Source organism: Saccharospirillum mangrovi (assembly GCF_003367315.1).
Classification (GTDB): domain Bacteria; phylum Pseudomonadota; class Gammaproteobacteria; order Pseudomonadales; family Natronospirillaceae; genus Saccharospirillum; species Saccharospirillum mangrovi.
Genome location: NZ_CP031415.1, coordinates 560,659 through 576,097 on the forward strand (window position 1 = coordinate 560,659; position 15,439 = coordinate 576,097).

Annotated in this window: 14 protein-coding genes; 5 read left to right on the top strand and 9 right to left on the bottom strand. The window is 59.4% G+C overall.

The window, feature by feature from the left end; translation table 11 throughout:
- Positions 1 to 13: 13 nt before the first annotated feature.
- The 9 genes from htpX to DW349_RS02780 form a co-directional block, all read right to left on the bottom strand.
- A complete protein-coding gene (gene htpX / locus DW349_RS02740) occupies positions 14 to 865 on the bottom strand; it encodes a protease HtpX (RefSeq protein ID WP_108126668.1) in 852 nt (283 codons plus the stop codon).
- 105 nt (positions 866 to 970) lie between these two features.
- Positions 971 to 2,332 (bottom strand): sigma 54-interacting transcriptional regulator, encoded by a 1,362-nt coding sequence (locus DW349_RS02745; protein ID WP_108126669.1) that lies wholly within the window; start codon positions 2,330 to 2,332, stop codon positions 971 to 973.
- Positions 2,322 to 2,915, bottom strand: coding sequence for a hypothetical protein (locus DW349_RS02750; protein ID WP_108126670.1), 594 nt, complete (start codon positions 2,913 to 2,915; stop codon positions 2,322 to 2,324). The genes DW349_RS02745 and DW349_RS02750 overlap by 11 nt, the downstream gene beginning before the upstream one ends.
- The gene (locus DW349_RS02755; RefSeq protein ID WP_198650554.1) at positions 2,912 to 4,366 is read right to left on the bottom strand and encodes a sensor histidine kinase; all 1,455 of its coding nucleotides are present in this window, start codon (positions 4,364 to 4,366) and stop codon (positions 2,912 to 2,914) included. The genes DW349_RS02750 and DW349_RS02755 overlap by 4 nt, the downstream gene beginning before the upstream one ends.
- A gap of 86 nt (positions 4,367 to 4,452) precedes the next feature.
- Entirely contained in the window at positions 4,453 to 4,749 is a 297-nt protein-coding gene (locus tag DW349_RS02760) for a hypothetical protein (RefSeq protein WP_108126671.1), read from the bottom strand.
- Positions 4,750 to 5,011: 262 nt separating this feature from the next.
- Positions 5,012 to 6,883 carry a methyl-accepting chemotaxis protein gene (locus tag DW349_RS02765; RefSeq protein ID WP_108126672.1) on the bottom strand — a complete coding sequence of 624 codons (1,872 nt, stop codon included), beginning with the start codon at positions 6,881 to 6,883 and terminating at the stop codon, positions 5,012 to 5,014.
- Positions 6,884 to 7,022: 139 nt separating this feature from the next.
- Positions 7,023 to 8,393 carry a decarboxylating NADP(+)-dependent phosphogluconate dehydrogenase gene (gene gnd, locus DW349_RS02770; protein ID WP_108126673.1) on the bottom strand — a complete coding sequence of 457 codons (1,371 nt, stop codon included), beginning with the start codon at positions 8,391 to 8,393 and terminating at the stop codon, positions 7,023 to 7,025.
- Positions 8,394 to 8,552: 159 nt separating this feature from the next.
- On the bottom strand, positions 8,553 to 9,140 hold the full coding sequence (locus DW349_RS02775) for a hypothetical protein (protein WP_108126674.1): 588 nt from the start codon (positions 9,138 to 9,140) through the stop codon (positions 8,553 to 8,555).
- Positions 9,141 to 9,463: 323 nt separating this feature from the next.
- Positions 9,464 to 10,390 carry an AEC family transporter gene (locus tag DW349_RS02780; RefSeq protein ID WP_108126675.1) on the bottom strand — a complete coding sequence of 309 codons (927 nt, stop codon included), beginning with the start codon at positions 10,388 to 10,390 and terminating at the stop codon, positions 9,464 to 9,466.
- A 137-nt stretch (positions 10,391 to 10,527) separates the two neighbouring features.
- Here DW349_RS02780 and DW349_RS02785 point away from each other — a divergent pair, with 137 nt between their 5' ends.
- The 5 genes from DW349_RS02785 (at position 10,528) to DW349_RS02805 (ending at position 15,430) form a co-directional block, all read left to right on the top strand.
- The gene (locus DW349_RS02785; RefSeq protein ID WP_198650555.1) at positions 10,528 to 11,094 is read left to right on the top strand and encodes a DUF2239 family protein; all 567 of its coding nucleotides are present in this window, start codon (positions 10,528 to 10,530) and stop codon (positions 11,092 to 11,094) included.
- Between the two features lie 106 nt (positions 11,095 to 11,200).
- Positions 11,201 to 12,001 (top strand): DODA-type extradiol aromatic ring-opening family dioxygenase, encoded by an 801-nt coding sequence (locus DW349_RS02790; RefSeq protein ID WP_108126676.1) that lies wholly within the window; start codon positions 11,201 to 11,203, stop codon positions 11,999 to 12,001.
- Between the two features lie 131 nt (positions 12,002 to 12,132).
- Positions 12,133 to 13,032, top strand: coding sequence for a helix-turn-helix domain-containing protein (locus tag DW349_RS02795; RefSeq protein WP_108126677.1), 900 nt, complete (start codon positions 12,133 to 12,135; stop codon positions 13,030 to 13,032).
- 113 nt (positions 13,033 to 13,145) lie between these two features.
- Entirely contained in the window at positions 13,146 to 14,468 is a 1,323-nt protein-coding gene (locus DW349_RS02800) for an ABC transporter substrate-binding protein (protein WP_108126678.1), read from the top strand.
- Between the two features lie 83 nt (positions 14,469 to 14,551).
- Positions 14,552 to 15,430, top strand: a complete 879-nt coding sequence (locus DW349_RS02805; RefSeq protein ID WP_108126679.1) for a carbohydrate ABC transporter permease — start codon at positions 14,552 to 14,554, stop codon at positions 15,428 to 15,430.
- Positions 15,431 to 15,439: the final 9 nt, after the last annotated feature.

Below are 15,439 nucleotides of genomic sequence, written 5' to 3' on the forward strand. Positions count from 1 at the left end.
CTAAGTGATTGCCTCAGCCGTGCTGACGCAGTGCCTCGATGCGGTCATCCAGGCTGGGGTGGGACGCGAACAGTTCGCGCGCTTTGCCTTTGATGCCGAAGGCGACCAGCTGACCATCCAGTTCGGAGTCGTGACTGGTTTTCAGGCGTTGCAGCGCGGCGATCATTTTTGACGAGCCAACCAGCCGGGCAGAACCGGCATCGGCGCGATATTCACGCTGGCGCGAGAACCACATGGCGATGATGCTGGCGAGCAGTCCGAACACCACTTCCAACACCATGGTGACACCAAAATAGGCCAGATAGCTGCCTTGGTTGTTGCCGCCACGAACCAGTGCCTGAGCAATGATGCGCGCGAAGAACATCACGAAGGTGTTCAGTACACCTTGCACCAGCGCCATGGTCACCATGTCGCCGTTGGCGATGTGGGAGATTTCGTGCGCCAGCACGGCCTCAGCTTCGTCTTTGTTCATCGACCGCAGCAAGCCGGCAGACACCGCGACCAGCGAACTGTCGCGGCTGGCGCCGGTGGCGAAGGCGTTAACATCGGCGGACGGAAAAATAGCCACTTCCGGCATGCCGATGTTGGCTTGTTTCGCCAGCCGTTCAACGGTGACCATCAGCCAGCGTTCGGCCTCGGTGCTTGGCCGTTCAATCACCTGTGCGCCGGTGGCGCGTTTAGCCATCCACTTGGACATCAGCAGCGAGATGTAGCTGCCGCCCATGCCAAAGACGAAAGCAATAACCAGCAGGCCGCTGGTGTTGCCGGCCTGAATGCCGAGAATCGGCAGGATGATGTTCAGGAAAACACCCAAGACCACAACGATGGCCAGGTTGGTGCCCAGGAACAACAGTGTGCGGAACATAATCGACCCTCTGTCGGTTATCGTTCGCACATTATGGGGATGGCCCAATAGCAGGCAAGTGACCGAAGTCAGCGTGAATGCCAAGGATTTGCAAAGGCGGTCGGTTTAGCCGGTCGGGTCTTCGGGGGCGCTGAAGTCGCGGGGGTCGAGGCCGTGTTTTTTGAACAGCTTGTACAGATCGGTGCGGTTGCGACCAACCAGATCGGCGGCCCAGGTGACTTTGCCTTCGGTCATGCGCAGGGCGCGCATCAGATATTGGCGTTCGAATTGGTCGCGCGCTTCGGTCAGCGTCGGCCAGTGCTGGGTCTGATCGGCCAGCGCCTGATCGACCAGCGCCGGTGCGATCACCGGGCTCGGGCTGAGCGCGACGCATTGTTCGATCACGTTGACCAGCTGCCGCACATTACCCGGCCACTCGGCGGTCATCAGGCGTTCCAGCGCCGGTTCGGAAAAGGCGCGCACCTCGGCCTGGTGGCGGGCGCTGGCCTGGCGCAGTAAATGGCGCGCGAGCAAGGGAATGTCTTCGGCGCGTTCGCGCAAGGTGGGCAGCTGCAATTCCACCACTTTCAGCCGGTAATACAGGTCTTCGCGAAATTGGCCGTCGGCCATGCTGTCGCGCAAATTGCGGTGGGTGGCCGACAGTACGCGAACATCAACCGGGATGGATTGGCTGCTGCCCACTGGTCGCACCTGGCGTTCCTGCAAAACGCGCAGCAGTTTCACCTGCAACGCCAGCGGCATGTCGCCGATTTCATCGAGAAACAGCGTGCCGCCGTCGGCGGCTCGAAACAGGCCGTCCTGTTCACGCACGGCGCCGGTAAAGGCGCCCTTGGTGTGGCCGAAGAGTTCCGATTCCAGCAAATGCTCCGGCAGCGCGCCGCAATTGATGGCGATGAACGGCTGTTCGTTGCGACGGCTGGCGCGATGAATGGCTTGAGCCAGAACTTCCTTACCAGTGCCACTGGCGCCGGAAATCAACACGCTGACGTTGCTGAGTGCCACCTGGCCGGCCTGCGCCAGCAGGTTTTCCATCACCTCGCTGCGGCTGAGCAAATCGCGGCGCCAGTCGGCGCAGCGTTGGTCGACTTGCTGCGCCAGGGCTTTTTCCAGCAGTTCGCGCAATTCGCTGTGGTCCAGCGGCTTGGTCAGGAAACCGAGTACGCCGCGCTGGGTGGCTTCCACGGCTTCGGCGATGGAGCCGTGCGCGGTCATCAGTATCACTGGCAGGTCGGGGTAGCGTTGGCTGATCCACTCAAACAGCGCCAGGCCGTCTTCGCCGGGCATGCGCAGGTCGCTCAACACCAGTTGATAACGCTGTTGGTCGAGCAGTTGCCGGGCGCCGGCGCTGCTGTTGACAGCGCTGACGTCGTAACCTTCGTTGTCCAGGCGAATGGACAGCAACCGCAGCAGACTGTCGTCGTCATCGACCAGCAGCAGGCGCGGCCGGGATTGAGTGTCATCGCTCATCGCTCTCTCCGGGGTTGGTTTGTATGCGTGATCGCGGGCCATCGAGGCTCTCGTTGTGCAATTGCGATTCGATGGCGGTCAGGGCGTCGAGTTGGCGTTGACGTTCGGCCAGGGCCGCTTCGAGTTCGACGATTCGCGCTTGCGCAGCCGATAACCGGCGTTGCTGTTGGTGTTGATTGAGAATGGCGGTGTTGTAGCGCTGTAGACGGTCAAATAACGGCCGCACCGAGGCGGGCAGTGGTCGGTTGGCATCGTTCAGCGACTGTTGTCCCAGTTGGCGCAAGGCATCGGGCATGTCGGCGCGGCTGGTTACCAAGGCGGCAATCAAGCGCGCGCGGCTGTCGTCACCGACCCGATAGTCAGCCAGCGCACGCCACGCCGTCAGCGGTGGTCGTGCTGCCACGTCGTCGGCCACGGCCAGCCAGCCCAGGCGGGTTTCCTCGCTATCGTCCAACGCCGGCAGCGCGGACGGCGTGATGCAGATTTCGACGCTGTCATCGGCGGCCGTGGCGGACGGCCAGCCGAGCGTCTGACAACCCGCCAATAGCAGCAATAAGGGCCAGCAAAGGCAAAGCGCTTTCATTCAGTTGAGTCCTTTAAGGGCAGTTGTACACGGATGCAGACGTCAAAATCGGCTTGGTCGACAAAACGCGCGGTGCCGCCGAGCAGGCGGGCGCAATCGCTGACCACCGACAAACCCAGGCCGGTGCCACGCACAGCATCGAAACGTGGCGCCTGGCCGCGTTGAAAGGGTGCGAACAGGGCGTCGCGTTGATCGGTCGGTATCGATGGCCCCGTGTTGGCGACATCCAATTGCAACGCCCCGCCATGCTGCCGCAGTCGGATCAGCACGCGACCGCCTTGTGCCCCGTAGGCCTGGGCGTTGTTGAGCAGGTTGTCGAGGATGCGTTGAAACAGCCGCGGGTCGGTGTACAGCTCGGCCAGGGAGCAGTCGATAGCCACCTGCAACTGGCGCTGACGCAACGCCAGGCCGTGTTGTTGCACGGTGACCTGGATCAGATGCTCAGGGTTTAGGGTGTGTCGTTCGACGTCGCTTTGTTGCAGCAATTGGTTGTAGTCGAGCAGTTGATCAGTCAGTTGCGCCAGCCGCTCGGTGCTGCCGGTGAGCAGGCGCAGAACTTCGCGCTGGCTCTGGTTCAGCGGGCCGGTGATGCCGTCGGCCAGCAAGGCGCAGCCTTCTTTCATGCTTGCCAGTGGTGTTTTCAGTTCGTGTGAGGCATGGCGCAACAGCGCCAAACGCAGCGATTCGAGCTGCTCCAGCCGGCCAGACAACCAATGCAGCCGCTCGCCCAATTCATTCAGCTCACGCGGACCTTTAACCTGTGTCGGCAGCGGTTGTGCCTGATTCTGACCAATGGCGCGAATCATCCGATCCAGTCGGCGAATAGGCGCGGCGATGCGACCGCTGGCCCAGAACACCAACACCAGCGTGATCAATACCAACAGCACCGTTTGTACGTTGAGCCGTTGCTGGCGACTGTTCACATAGTCCTGCTGGTGTGCCAGGCGGTCGTTCAGGTTTTGCCAGATGTGGTGATTCAACTGACGCTGGCGCCAGCGTAATTGGCGCAGCCATTCGTTGAGTTCAGCGCCTTGCGCCTGATCAAATTGGTCGCCCAGTTCGGTGAGCAAACGTTGTTGTTCGGCGCAGCTTTCCGGTGGTTGCGTCATCGCTGCGCCGAAACACAAAGTGCTCAGCTCTTGGGAGTAATTTTGCAATTGGGCGGTGGCGGTATCGCGTGCAGCCTCGGTTCGCAGGATGTCGTACTGACGCAGGGCACGTTCGATGTCGACCACCAGGCTGTCGAGGTTTTCAATCTGGCGGGCATTGCGCACCGCATCCTGAGCTTCGTGGACGGCCAGATCGTTGATGCCGTTCAGCGACGCGTGGGCCTGCCACAGCAAAACGGCCAGTGGAATCAAGGCAATGACAAAGCTGGTCAGCACCCATTGGCGCAACGACGCCGGGCGCCACAAGGCGGTTGAAAGATGGCGGATTGTCAGTCGATTCACTGCCCATCCCTAAATTAAAAAAACCGGCGTTGTACGCCGGTAAAGTCCCGCTCAAAGCGGCTTGCAGGTGACGGCCCTTCAAGGCATTAAGACTCGATCTGGTAGTCTTCGCTGCCGCCGGTCATGCCGCCGGTGAGTTCCAGATTTTCGAACTCGGCCAGTGTCAGATCGCCGGAACCGTCTTCATCCAGCGTGTCGAACTGGTCGTCGAGCGTCATGCTGGCAGCGGCTTCTTCTGCGGTGATTACGCTGTCGCTGTTGGCATCGAACTGCTCGAACAGGGTTTCGTGATCCACTTGGCTGTTGACGGCCATATCATCGGCCAGAGCGCCAGTGGCGGTGAACGCTACCAAAGATGTGGTCATTACGATGGCTGTTTTCATGGCGTTTACTCCTGACTGTGGTGTGTATCAAAGTTTCGGATTTGCCCGGGATCGAAAGATCGCCTGGGGTAACCGGGCTATTTCAAAGCCTGTGCCAGGTCAGTAAAAACGTTATAAAACAATGGGTTAGCGTCGATAGTGGAAATTGAGGCTGCGCTGAAGGCGGGATAACAGTCGCCAGATGGCGACGGTCTTTGAGGTGGGTTAATAAAATCCTTTAAAAATCAAAGCGTTGGACTGTCGCTCTTTGGCGACAGCCCGCTTAGGTGCGGAAACGCCGGGTCTGTTGGTCGAGTTCTTCCAGCCGTTTGGCGACGGCTTCAACCTGAGCGCGCACCCGTTGCAGCGATTGGTTGTCGTTGCGCAAATGGCTGGCGACGCTTTCCATGTCGCGGCTGATGCCCTGGGCGGCTTTATCGACTTCCTCGATGGCCTGCGCCATCTGGTCGGCGGCTGACACGCCTTGTTGGGCGTCGGCCTCGATCGCCTGCATGGCTTGTACTGCGGCCGAGCTGTGTTGCTCCACCGCTTCCAAATGGTGGCGGCCGGTTTCGGTGACTTCCACCGCCTGGCGCGTGAAGCCCTGGATGTCGCTGACGATGGCATCGATGCGCGACGTGGCGTCCACGGTTTGCTCGGCCAGTTTGCGCACTTCGTCGGCGACGACGGAGAAACCGCGACCGGCGTCGCCAGCGCGTGCCGATTCAATGGCCGCATTCAGCGCCAGCAAATTGGTTTGCTCGGCCAGGCCGTTGATCATTTCGACAATGTTGTCGATGTCGGTGGAGCGCTCGTTCAATTCCTGCAATTTCATATCGATCTGGCCGACCACCTGGCCGGTTTCGCGCAGGCTGGTGACGGCCTGATTCAGCGTCTGGCTGCCGGTGCGCGCCGATTGCAACGTCTGCCGTACCTGAGTTGACAAGGTGCGGGTGGTGTCTGCGACGTCAGACAGGGTGGCGGAAATCTCTTCGGTGCTGGTGGCAACGCTCTGGCCTTGATCATTAATCTGCTCATTGCTGCGTTCCAGACTGCGCGTTTCGCCGATCAGGTCGCGCATCATGCCGGTGGAGCTGCTTGCCGATTCCGACACCGCCTGCACCAGGGCCCCCAGGCCTTCGGTACTGGCGTTGACCTGGCTGCTGAGCTGGTCGAATTCGTCGTTGCGTTTTTGGTTGACGCTCAAGCGGGCGCTCAGGTCGCCCTCTTTGACTTTGTTCAGATCGCTGATGATGCCTTTGAGTAACTGCCGGACATTGCGGGTGATGCCGGTAACGAGGGCGAGCATAAACAGGCCGATGCCGACGCTGACCAACGCCAGCAGCAGTTGCGCGCGGACAGCGCCATGGCGAGATACGGTGCGCGCTTGCTGAATGCGCTGGTCGAGTTCTGCGCGCACGCTCTGCTGTTGCAGATCCATCGCGGCGAGCGCCTCGCTCATCGCTGCCTGATCACTTTCCAACTGGCGGCTGCCGACGCGGTGTTCATCGATCAGTTCGATATAGCGGGTGTTGAGATCTTCGAAGCGCTCCGCCAGGCCATAGTCGGACAGGAAGCCGATGTAGGTAGCCAGCGACTCTTTTAATTGCTGATAGCCCTGCTCCGACGGTCGCGACAGATAAATCACTTCCTCGCTGCGGATTTTCTCTATCTGGTCCTGCACGAACGACAAAAAGCCCACCGTCTCGCTGAGGGTTTCGCCCTGCTGGCGTACCTCGGCGTTGAAACCGGATTCCAGTGTCAGGCCGAGCCATTGGGCTTGTTGCAGATACGCCAGGGTGGCGTCGAGGTAGGCGCGATCGTGATTCAGAACCGCGGCCATGCCAGCTGCGGCGGCGTCCGACTGTTCAGCGCTGTCGCTTTCACCCATGCGCTCACGCGCTGCTTGCAAGTCGGCTTGCAGGGCGTCGAGGTTGTCGTCGTTCAGACTGTACAGGCGCACGCGCAAGCGCAGCGCTTCCAGAATGTAAGCGTCGAGTTCTGTGGATGTCTGATTCAGTTGCTCAAGTTGTTCGGATGAGCGCTGTTGTTGATTCAGACTCTGTAAGGCCACGCCATACAGGATGGCTAAGCCCAGCAAGGCACTGACGACGAGCAGCGTCAGTTTCATGCGGAAACTGAGGTTTTTTATCATTGTTATTGTCCGTTACCGATCGGCTGTGACTGACAATTCGGCCAGTCAGTCACTGAGTGTAACGGCAGAGAAGAAAGGCGTTTGAACGCTGATTTGGAACGCTGTGGCCCGGCAGGCGAACGCTGCCGGGCCGGGCGGGTCAGTTCGGCAGGCGCTCGTATTCGTGCGCGCCGAAGAAGTTACGTTGGCCCTGAATCAGGTTGGCGGGCAAGCGGGCGCTGCGCACACCGTCGAAATAGGCCAGGGCGTTGGACAGTGCCGGTGTCGGCACGCCGCCTTCAATGGCACGCGCCAGTAACCGGCGCAGCGCACTTTCGCAGCCGTTCAGTTCGGTGCGATAGAAGTCGCTGAGCATCAGGTTATCGAGCGTCGGGCTTTGCTCGAACACTTTCTGGATCGGGTCCAGTGCGCGGGCGCGAATGATGCAGCCGGCTTTCCACACCTGGGCGATGTTCGCCATGTTCAGCTTCCATTGGTATTCGCGTGCCGCTTCCGACAACAACGAGAAGCCCTGGGCGTAAGCGATCAGCTTGGCGGCGTACAGCGCGGCCTCGGCGTCATCGACCAGGCCGTCGTAGTTGGTCAGGCTCTGCTTCGGTTGGTAGAAGGCGTTGAGCTTCTGACGCTCTTCCCAGCGCGACGACAACGCGCGCGCGTATACGGCCTCGGTGGTGATCGAACCCGGCACGCCGAGTTCCAGCGCCTGAATAGCGGTCCATTTGCCGGTGCCTTTCTGGCCGGCTTTGTCCCAGATGTTGTCGACCCAGTCGCTGCCATCGTCGTCTTTGATGCGCAGCACTTGCGCGGTGATTTCCACCAGATAGGACGACAGACGGCCCTGGTTCCAGGAATCAAAACGCTGGGCGATGGTTTCGTTATTGAGGCCGGTGGCACGCAACAGGTCGTAGATTTCGGCGATCATCTGCATGTCGCCGTATTCGATGCCGTTGTGCACCATCTTCACAAAGTGGCCGGAACCGCCATCGCCCATCCACTCGCAGCACGGCTCGCCGGCGTCGGTCTTTGCGCTGATGCCTTGCAGGATGGGTTTCAGTGCCGGCCAGGCGGATTCATCGCCACCAGGCATCATGGACGGTCCGAAACGGGCGCCGTCCTGACCGCCGGAAATGCCGCAGCCAACGAAGTGAATGCCTTGCGGCGTTAAGGCGTCGCTGCGGCGCTGGGAATCGGTGAACAGGGAATTACCGCCGTCGATCACGATGTCGCCTTTGTCGAGCAGCGGTTGCAGTTCGTCGATAACCGCATCAACCGGGCTGCCGGCTTTAACCATCAGGATGATTTTGCGCGGTTTGGCGAGGGCATCGACAAAGGCCTGCAAGGAGTCGGCGCCGACCAGTCGGTCGTTGGCGCTTTGTTTGACGAAATCGTCGGTGACGGAGTGCGTTCGGTTGTAGACCGCGACCGTGTTGCCGTTGTCCAGAAGATTCAGAACCAGATTTTGCCCCATCACTGCCAGGCCGATCAGGCCAATGTTGCAGTCGCCGCTCATGCGCTACTCCTCGCCAGGTTTGCTTCAGTTGTCGAACAGATCTGGTGAGCGTTTATAAGGGCAAACGCGTCGATTGCAATTCGCAAAGATGCAGGGAAAAACCACGATGGGAAAAAGCAAAGTCGGCGCGCCGTTGCAGCGCGCCGCAAGCGCCAGAAATTAGCCGGCGCCGAGGAAGAAAATACTGAAAATACTGAGTGCCAGTGAGATCAGACCGACCGACAATTCGATCAGCGCGATGGCGCTGCGATCGGTGCTGGCCGGACGGCTGTAAACGCGCTGAGTGCGACTGCCGTCGATTTTCTTCGGCGCTGCCTTGGCGTTGGGCTTGGACGGTGCAGAAGAACGTTTCAGACGGAAGGCTGACAGGAAGGTCGCCTTTAACGGTTGCGACGACAAAAAGCCGATACCGAAGACGATGACAATGTAGATCAGCAGGTTAACCAGTTCCGGCGGTTCAGCCCAGAAGCGTGATCCATAGAGCGGATACAGCACAAAGGCGCTGATCAGCGTGCCAATGAGCGTACTGAACAGTGGGTAAACAATGCGCATCAGCCGTTGAATCACGCCCATGATGACCGGCAACGCTATCAACACGCCAGCCCAGTGTGCGTAGTAATTAAATAGGATTTTCAGGATCAAGGTATCCTGCAGATAAAACGTACCGACACCGGTACCCAAGGCAAACACCAGCGCGCCCACCAGGACGTTCAGGGTTTTGGAAAAGCGAGTGTTCTTGTAAATCATCATCCCTCCGGGAAAATCTCACCATAACTGTACTGATGCCAAACGAGCCGACGCTGCAGTACACACCAGCGATGAAGAGCATTCCGCGGTACATCGTGAAATCAGGCAGGAATTTCTTCCATCCAAGCCGTCTTCGCACCAAGCATCCGCACCGCAGCTGACCGCCGATCCAACACCAAAGCGGGATCGTGAGTCAGGCAAAACAGGCTGAATATCGCCGTTGGACGGCTATTCGATAACGGCCCTGTGAAAAGTAGCACCGTCGCAGCGTTTATAAAGTGTGACGCCGTCGTGATCAAGTACAACGCCCGTACCGGCCGGCTTCACAACGGCGCTATCCAGACGCTGCCTAACCACAACCAGAACGGCAGTGCGACAAAGCCAAACAACGATTGGGCGGTAATGATGTTCGCCATCAGGCGGGTATCGCCGCCGAGTTGCCGCGCCAGAATAAAGGCTGACGACGCTGTTGGCAGTGCCGCCAGCAACAACAGCACTTGCAAGGCCGGCGTCGGCAGCGCGAACAGCGCACCGAAACCCAGCATCAGCAACGGTAAGGCAACGAATTTCAGCAAGCTGGCTTTGACGATGGCGCCGACATCGCCGCTGAGTGAATGCGGTGTCAGCGCGACGCCGACCGCCAACAACCCCAGCGGCAGCGCAGTGGCGCCGATCAACGCCAGCGTTGGCGCGCTCCAACCCGGCAACCCCAGGCCAGTGGCGTTCAACGCCAGGCCCAGCAAGCAGGCGAGGATCAACGGATTGGTCGCCAATTGCCGGCCGACGTGTCGTGCGCTCAGGCTGGCGTTACTGCCGGCCAACGCAAAGGCCAGAATGCACAGCACGTTGATCAGCGGAATCATGATGCCGACGGCCATGGCGGCCCAGACCAGACCGGAATCGCCATAGAGAGCGCTGGCGGCGGCAAGCCCGATGTAGGTATTGAAGCGAATACCGCCCTGGAACACCGACGTCAGTGCCGGTCCGTTGGACGCCAGCCAGCGATGCAGCAGCGCGATCAAGGCGCTCAGGCTGAGCAGGGCGGCGGCGATGACCAACGCCAGTTGGCCCAATCCCGCTGCCGAAAAATCGGCCAGTGCCAGTCGGTTTACCAGCAAAGCCGGGAAGGCCAAATAGTAGGTCAGCCGCTCGATGCCCGGCCAAACGTCGGCGCCGGGGAAGTTCAGTCGCCCGAGCAGCGCGCCGATCAGAATCAGTAAAAAGACCGGGCCTAAAGCGTCGGCGATCATGGTGTTGGCGTTCCCCGTGTTCGTGTCTGCGCACAAAGCGGGTCAGTGTAGGGGGCGGTCTGGGCGCGATAAAGCGCTTGTATTTAATCCGGGTAAAAATAAAATAAATAAACCCGGATAAAATTGGAGTGAGGGCTGTGGAACTGATCGTTTTTCATCAACACCGCCGCGTGGCCCAAGGCGAGGTTGCAACGGCTTTGGCGCAGGCGCGGCGATTTCTGGCCGAGCAGCCGGTGGTTGGCGCGGACCTGCTGGTGCTCGATCGGCACAGTGCTCGCCTGATTGAGGTGGATTTTAGTCTCGACGACGGCGTGATTTTGAAAATGCTCGGCGTGCAGCAAGCTCAACGCACCGGCCGCGGTCGGCCGAAACTGGGCGTGCAATCGCGCGAGGTGTCACTGTTGCCGCGGCACTGGCAGTGGCTGAACAGCCAGCCCGGTGGCGCGTCGTCGGCGTTGCGTCGGTTAGTCGAGGCAGCGCGGCGGTCGCCCGAAGTGCAGCGCGAAGAAAACCGCCAGGCGGTGGATCGGTTTCTGCAAACCCTGGCCGGCGACTTGCCCAACTACGAAGAGGCGTTGCGTCAGTTTTATCGCGGCGATTACACCCGAATGACCGAACAGATGTCGAACTGGCCGGCCGATGTGGTCGAACAAACTCAGGCGCTGGTGGCGCAGGTTGAGCGCGGCGGGTCACCGGCCGTTTGACGTTGCCGGCTTTGTTCAGATTCCACGACGGTCATGGTCAGACTTTTTCGATTGTGAGGCCATCGGGGCGTCACTACATTGAGCGGCATTACAGAGGAGTGCTGTTATGTCCACCAAAGCCCCGGTTTTCTTCCTGCCTCACGGCGGCGGTCCAATGCCGTTGATGGGCGACCCCGGCCACCGGCCAATCATTGATCTGATGACGCAAGCGTCGTCACTCTGGACTCAACCCAAGGCGATACTGGTGATCAGCGCCCATTGGGAAGCTGAGCTGCCCACGGTGCTGGCCGATACCGACCCGGGCCTGTATTTCGATTACTACGGTTTTCCGCGGGAAACGTATGAATACCGCTACCCGGCGCAAAATCCGGAACCCTGGCAGCAGGCGGTAAAACAGGCGCTGAGCGACGCCGGTCTGGACTTCGCCACCGGTGCCCAGCGCGGCTACGACCATGGTGTGTTCGTACCGCTGAAACTGATGTATCCGCAGGCGGATTTGCCGGTGATGCAACTATCGCTGGTGCACAACCTTGATCCGCAAACCCATCTTGAGTTGGGCCGGGCGTTGGCGCCGCTGCGTGATCAGGGCGTGATGATTCTGGGTTCGGGTTTTTCCTTCCACAACATGCGTGCCTACAAATTCAATGGCGGCGCTGCCGGCCCGGAGAGCGAGGCGTTTCACGGCTGGCTGGTGGAGCAACTGACCGACAGCGCGCTCACCGCAGAACAGCGCGAAGCGCAGTTGGCGCATTGGGCGGAGGCGCCATACGCCCGTTTCTGCCATCCGCGTGAAGAGCACCTGCTGCCGTTGCACGTTTGTTTGGGGGCCGCAGAAGGTGCGGCGGCGGAGATCGTTTTCGATCAGGCGTTATTGGGCCAACGAGCCATCGGCGCGCTTTGGCGTTAAGTGCCTGGCGTTAAGTGCCTGGCGCTGAGCGACTGACTCGCCAGTCGATTCCGGCTTCGGTTATGCTGTCCGGGCGCCAGACGGGCAGCATAACAACCGAATAACAAGCGACGCCCGCAGCCGGAGGCAACATGTCCACCCAACCCGAATTCGAGCTGGTTCAGGAACGCGAACACAGCCTGCGCTACCTGTCTCATGGTGCCGACAGCGATTTGATCCGTTGGCACTACCATCGTGAATACGAACTGCATCTGATCCGCCGCACCCGAGGCAAAGCCTTTATTGGCGATTACATCGGCCCGTTTCGCCCGGAAACGGTGTTTCTGTGTGGCCCGAATCTGCCGCACAACTGGATCACCACCGCCCAGTGGCACGACGACACCCGCGATCAGGTCATTAATTTCAGCGAAGACCTGATGGCCCAATTGGGCCACTTGTTGCCTGAGATGCAGGCACTGAACCCAATGCTGGAGGCGTCGCGCTACGGCCTGGAATTCGATGCAACGGTCAGCCGTGAACTGGTGCCGGCGTTCGATCGCATCGAGCAGGCGACCGGTATGAATCGGCTGCTGCAATTTTTCGAAGTGTTGAACCGGCTGGCGCAAAGCCCGTACCGGGTGTTGTCGACTCGGGCCTACGACCGTCAGGCCGATCCGGTGTTGGAAGAGCGCATTAATACGGTGGTCAATTACATTGCCGAGCATTACACCGGCGACGTCAGCCTGGACGAAGTGGCCGCGCTGGTGCGCTTGTCGCCGGCGTTTTTCTCGCGCTATTTCCGCCGCGCCACCGGCCACCGCTTTGTCGATTTCGTCACCCGCATGCGCATCAGCAAAGCCTGCGAGCGGTTGGAGCTGACACGCGACCCCATTACCAACATCTGCTTTGAAGTCGGCTTCGCCAACGTCGCCAACTTCAACCGCCATTTTCTCAAGATCAAAGGCATGACGCCGCGCCAATATCGCGACTCTTTGGCACTGCGCGCCGGGGTGCATCGGTTGCCAATTAAAGCGGGAGTCAAAAAAGTATAGAAATTTTTGGGTGCAGTATTGGTTGCCTGGCCAGTCCATCCGTTTAATGGATCAATCCATCGGTCACTGTCGGCCGATCGATTCACAACAACAACAATGGACAGGTAATAGCGATGCAAATAACTAAAGCCCCCTCAGTGCGGCTGGCCACTCTGGCCTGTGCCGTTTCCCTCTCTACCGCAGCTCTCGCCGAAACCGTCACCATTGGTACGGTAAACAACGGCGACATGATCCGTATGCAGGCACTGTCTTCTGCCTTTGAAGCCGCTCACCCGGACATCGATCTGGAATGGGTGATTCTGGAAGAAAACGTACTGCGTCAGCGTCTGACCACCGACATCGCCGCGAACAGCGGTCAGTTCGATGTGATGACCATCGGCATGTATGAAACCCCGATCTGGGGTGAAAACGGCTGGCTGGAGCCGATGAATAATCTGCCAAGCAGCTACGACGTGAATGACATCTTCCCGTCGGTCCGTGGTGGTCTGTCTTACGACGACACCCTGTACGCGCTGCCGTTCTACGCAGAAAGCTCCATGACTTACTACCGCAAAGATCTGTTTGCGGCTGCGGGTCTGACCATGCCGGCCGAGCCGACCTGGGATCAGATGCGTGAATTCGCCGTGGCCCTGCACGATCCGTCGAAAGAACAGTACGGCATCTGCTTGCGCGGTAAAGCTGGCTGGGGTGAAAACATGGCCCTGGTAACCACCATGGTGAACGCCTTCGGTGGCAGCTGGTTTGATATGGACTGGAATGCTCAGCTGGATTCCCCGGCCTGGCACGAGGCCATCAACTTCTACGTCGACATTCTGGGTAACTACGGTCCTCCGGGCGCATCCAGCAACGGCTTCAACGAAAACCTGGCGCTGTTCAACACGGGCAAATGCGCTATGTGGATTGACGCCACCGTTGCCGGCAGCTTCGTGACGGACGCAAGCCAGAGCCAGGTTGCTGATCAGGTCGGTTTCGCAGCCGCACCGAAGCAGAAAACCAGCAAAGGCAGTGGTTGGTTGTGGGCCTGGGCCCTGGCCATTCCGGTCAGCTCTGACGCCAAAGACGCCGCTCGTGAGTTCGTAACCTGGGCCACGTCCAAGGAATACTCTGAGCTGGTTGCCGACGAATACGGCATCGCCGCTATTCCGCCGGGCACTCGCGCCTCTACCTACGAAAACCAGGCTTACCTGGATGCCGCTGAGTTTGCGTCCATGACGCTGTCTCAGATGCAGAAAGCCAATCCGAACGATCAGACTCTGAACCCGTCTCCCTACACTGGCGTGCAGTTCGTCGCCATTCCGGGCTTCAGCGGTTTCGGTACTGTCGTCGGTCAGCAGGTCTCTGGTGCATTGGCCGGTAACACCTCGGTCGATCAGGCGCTGCGTAACGCCAACCAAGTGGTGAATCGCGAAATGCGCCGCGCGGGTTATCAGAACTGATCGGAGTCATCCGACTGTTTTGAGCCTAACCAAACCCCGCCGGGTTCGCCCCGGCGGGGTCCGTTTTTACCGGAAGTCTGCCCATGTCTCAGATCAACACCAATGCCAGTGTCGCCAAGATATTGGTGGCGCCTTCAGTGATCCTGCTGGCGCTCTGGATGATCGTGCCTCTGGCCATGACCATCTATTTCTCCACATTGAATTTCAACCTGATGATTCCGGGTGGCCGGGATTTTATCGGGTTTGAAAACTTCTACTGGTTTCTGACCGATCCCAGTTTCATCACCGGCATTATAAATACTCTGGTGCTGGTCGGTGCTGTGCTCATCATTACCGTCGGTTTGGGCACCCTGATTGCTGTATTGGTTGATAACCCCTTCCCTGGCCGCGGCCTGGTTCGGGTGTTGCTGATTTCACCTTTTTTCATCATGCCCACGGTGAACGCCCTGATTTGGAAAAACCTGCTGATGCATCCGGTCAGCGGTTTGTTTGCCTGGCTGTTTCGCCAAGTCGGTCTGGAACCGATCGACTGGTTTACCGACCTGCCGATGACCTCCATCGTCATCATCGTGTCCTGGCAGTGGCTGCCGTTCGCCATCCTGATTCTGATGACGGCGTTGCAATCGATGGATCAGGAGCAGTTGGAAGCCGCCCGTATGGATGGCGCCGGTCCGATCTCGACCTTCTGGCATATCACGTTGCCTCATCTGGCGCGGCCGTTGGTGGTGGTCATCATGATCGAAACCATCTTCTTGCTGTCGGTCTTCGCCGAGATTTTCACCACTACTTCGGGTGGCCCCGGCACGCAGACCACCAACCTGGCTTATCTGATTTACACTCAGGCGTTGCTGCAGTTTGACGTCGGTATGGCGTCGGCCGGTGGCCTTATTGCGGTGGTGTTGGCCAACGTGGTGGCGGTGTTCTTAATTCGAGCGGTTGGCAAATCGCTGGCGGAACAATAGGAGAGCGGT